Origin of the sequence: uncultured Brevundimonas sp. (genome assembly GCF_963975535.1) — a bacterium.
GTDB lineage: Bacteria > Pseudomonadota > Alphaproteobacteria > Caulobacterales > Caulobacteraceae > Brevundimonas.
Window position 1 is genome coordinate 1 of record NZ_CAXBHE010000023.1, and the last position, 2,806, is coordinate 2,806.

Below are 2,806 nucleotides of genomic sequence, written 5' to 3' on the forward strand. Positions count from 1 at the left end.
TTCATCAAGGCGAAGGCGACGCGGGCGAGCTTGCGAGCCAGGATGACCAGGGCCTGTGTGGTTTTCAGGCCCCGATCCCGATAGCGTTGATAAAAGGCTTTCCAGGTGGGGTGGCGTGCGCCGCTCATGGCCGAACAGTGCAACAGGCGGCGCACTTCCGTGTCGCCTTGCTTGGTTAATCGACGTTTGCCCTTCAGCTTGCCCGAGTCACGTACGCGCACATCCAGGCCCAGGAAGGCGACGAAGGCGTCGCTGTTCCGGAAGTCGCCTCGCAAGAAGGCCATCACCAAGGCGGTGGCGGTGAGTTCACCGATGCCATCGATGGCCTGGCAGCGCTGCACCTGATCGCGCAAGCCTGCGGCGTGGGCGGCCTCCCTGAGCCGCTTTTGGATCAGGTGGTCGATCCGGTCGATCTGCTTGAGCAAGGTCGCCAGGGCCGTTTTCAGCAAGGGCTCCGCGCTCAGGCTTTGGCGCAAGGCGGTGCGGGCCTTGACCAGGGCGGCCCGCCGGCGCAGCAGGCTTTGCAGGGTCCGGTAGGCCTTGGGCGGCGGCATCCAGCGCCGTAATTCGTCTTTCTCTTTGCGCAGATAGCGCGCCAGAAGCTGGGCGTCGGTCAAGTCGGTCTTGGCCCGGCCGCCGACGCCTTCTCGATAGTTCTTGAGCCGATAGCCATCCACCACATAGACGTGGTGTCCCTTGGCGTGGGCCCGTTCGGTAATCTCCATGTGGTAGGTGCTGGTCGCCTCGATGGCGATATCGCAGCCCTTGGGCAGACCGGCCAACCATTGGCGGATGGCGGCTGGGTTATTGTCGACGGCGAGGTGGCGTTTCTCATCGTCGTGCTGGATCACCAATTCTTCTTTGGCGGTGTCGATACCGATGACGGGACGGGTGGCGTGCATTGCCATGATGGGCCCTCTCAGCTAGGTTAATCGTGCTTGTCGGGGCGCACCGTAACGCTGGCTTGCAAGCTATCGTCGGTCTGAGTGGTGGCTCAGCCGATGGATTCCTTATCGGCGTTTGAAGGTGCGGGGTGGGGCCATGTCTCCCACAGTCTGTACGCAACGGTCAGAAGCGGACCTGGTCCCTCCACCCCGACAAGTCTCTTTCTTAAGACCTGCCGGGAAACCATACAAGCGGGCCTAGCCCGCGAAAGGCCGGCGAAGCCGGCCGGTAGGATCCCAGAGACTTTTCTAACGCGTACCAACAGCGTCTCTGGAATCCTGCCGGGAGCTTCGCTCCCTTTCGCGGGCAAGGCCCGCTCCCACCATCCTTTGTTTCTCGGGGCTTAGCGGTGGTTGGTGAACTCCACCACCTGTTGGAAGGTGGGGCGGTTCTGCCAGTGGATCGCCGGCACCGAGGAGAGCCCGATGGCGCGGTGCTGGATGGCGTCCAGGCTTTCGTCCACGTCCCAGTTGTCCCTGTTCGCCAGGCCGCCGAGATCGTCCAGGGCCAGCGTCAGGCTTTCCGCCAGGGCGGCGCGGCAGACCTCGGCGCGGTCGCTGTCCGCGCAGCGCAACCGCTGGTAGGGCCGTGCGCTGTTGCCCAGGGCCTGTTCCAGCACCCGCTCCAGGTAGCCGTAGTAGCCGTTCTGGTAGGCCGAGCCGCCGGCGCCGGGCGCATTGTCGCGGCCCACCAGCGACACATTGCCGGCCGTCGTGTCTTCCAGAGCGGTGACCTGCGGCAGCAGCGTCTCGATCATGCGGGTGTACCAGGCGTCCATCAGCGCCACTTCCGCCTGGGCGTCGTATTCGCCGTCGCCGTCCCGGTCGCGCCGGTAGGCGCCGCCGTCCACCCAGGCCTGCATCATCTCCACCACCGAGGCCTCGTCGCCGGTGACCGGCGTGCTTTGCAGCAGCGCCAGGGCCTTGGGCAGCACCTCCTGGCCGCGCAGATCGACCACCGCCGCGTCGCCCATGGCCTCCACCATGTTGGCGCGGGTCACGTTGCCCTGTTGCACCAGATCCCGCAGGCGCACGTCGAGCATGTCGTTGCGGTGGGCGGAGCTGTAGGTGGCGTTGGCGTCGGCGGCCCACCAGTCGCGGGCCGGGCGGTTGTTCCAGCTGGCCAGGTAGCCGCGCTCCGGGTTGGCGTCGTTGGGGTGCGCCTCCAGGTCGATGAAGCCCTGCCAGTCGAACTGGCCGTTGCCCCAGCTGGGCAGCTCCGGGTGTACCCCGGCGGCACGGCGCGGATAGAGGCCGGAATGGAAAAAGGCGATGTCGCGGTCGTCGATGTAGAACCAGTTGAAACTGCCGGTGGTGTTGTTGAACACCTCCTGGAAGCTGCGCACGTCGTGGACGTCGTTGCGGGTCGCCTGCAGGAACGGCAGCGCGGTATCCAGTTCGGCGAAATAGGTGCTGCGCTGGCGGGTCAGCGCCACCGGCTGGCCGCCCACGGCGGCGAAGCCGATCACCGGGCCGTACTCGGCGGTGCGGATCACGCGGCGCTGCACCGCCACGTTCTGGCCGATGGTGGCCGGGTCGTCGGTGGGCACCGCCAGGTTCCAGCGCGCCGCCCAGGTCTCGTCGATCACATCGAAGGGCCGGCACTGGCCGCCCACCTGGTAGCCGCCTTCGCCGTGGGCCGGCGCCTCGGTGGGCTGGCACAGGCGCACCACGCGCACGTCGGTGAGGTCCGAGCTGCCGGAGGTGGCGCTCCAGGCGAAATCCGGGCCGCGCCCGATCACCACATAGGGCAGGCCGGTGAAGGTCATGCCGCGGCTGTTGATGTCGCCGCCGTGCACCGACATTTCCAACAGCAACTGGGGCACGAAGTAGCTGGTTTGCGGGCCGAACACCGCCAGCGG

The 2,806-nt window shown here is 66.6% G+C and carries 2 protein-coding genes; both read right to left on the minus strand.

Translation table 11 applies throughout. The annotated features are described in order from the left end of the window. Positions 1-908: transposase (locus AACZ75_RS15550; protein ID WP_339874118.1), on the minus strand; the 908-nt coding region annotated here is incomplete at its 3' end. 380 nt (positions 909-1,288) lie between these two features. Continuing rightward, a partial coding sequence (locus AACZ75_RS15555; RefSeq protein WP_339874119.1) for a penicillin acylase family protein occupies positions 1,289-2,806 on the minus strand: 1,518 nt, incomplete at its 5' end.